Here is a 1,027-nt window from a genome sequence, read left to right on the forward strand (position 1 = left end):
TGGTATTTTGACGAGCAAAAAGCTTGCTTAATGCTGGATCTGGGGGAGGAAATGATTTTCCAAACCAATCTATCCCGTAAGCTGTTGGTCAACTGTGCCTTCTCAAAAAACGAATTTACAGTCGACGATGCTAGTGCGTTTCAAACGTTTAATGAACGCATTCGTTGTCTCGATATCAATGAGTACCGTCAGGCCGAGCTAACACTTTACTGTGTAGCTGCAAAACGCTTCCATAAACCAGTCCAGCCTAAGAGTTGGTTCTTCGATGCTCAATCAACAGGGCACGAACCAGAAGAAGGGGACATGGTATTTCTATCTAACCGCTATTCTGAAGGCGTTTTCATCGTTTTAGAACCTGGCGAAGCTTCAAGCTTATGTGCGTATGTCGGTCAAGAAGAGTTCATTCTTGATGGCCATAAAACGCTGCAGTTTGGACAACCAATAAAAGTTATGCACGACAGAATGGTTTGTGCGAATCATTTATTTGTCATGGCTCCAATGGCTATGGTGGGTTAAACCTCTTTAAGTTTTCTTTATTTCGTTCCTTTGTTTGCCTTAATCGACCGCCTCAGGTCGATTTTTTTTATCCTTCTCCTTTCAAATACCTTTATTAATCGGCTGAAATCACTGCGTTGTTAAGCACATAACTATGAAGCTGGTCACTTTTATTCCACTTTTTTCATCTTAGCGATCACTAATATTAGGCAACTTATCGCCTAACATTCCCCCATTTCTTCCCCAATACATGCAATTGGTAAGTAAATTACAACATAATTTTGCTATTGGTATATACCAATTTTAAGGTAAATAAGTATTCACTTCTTCTTTAAGGTAAGGTTTTTGGTTAGCTAAAAGAATGGGAAAAGAAATGCTCAGCTCGAAATGTAGGAAGTTTCAGATCAAGTGATTGGTGATTGTTTGCGCTGGCGAAACTAAAAACGCCTTTAAAAACGAGGCATTGATCGTAAAGTCAGGTATAATTAAGGCCATTTTTTATTAACGAAAGAACACTATGAATCAATATCTC

1 protein-coding gene is annotated in these 1,027 nt (G+C 38.9%); it reads left to right on the plus strand.

Going from position 1 to position 1,027, the window contains the following annotated elements; translation table 11 throughout:
* The coding region (locus R7P72_RS26155) for a cell division protein ZapC (RefSeq protein ID WP_318111180.1) at window positions 1-516 on the plus strand (516 nt) is incomplete at its 5' end.
* Between the last annotated feature and the right edge of the window lie 511 nt (window positions 517-1,027).

The organism is Vibrio sp. Vb0888, assembly GCF_033338835.1.
Classification (GTDB): Bacteria; Pseudomonadota; Gammaproteobacteria; order Enterobacterales; family Vibrionaceae; genus Vibrio; species Vibrio alginolyticus.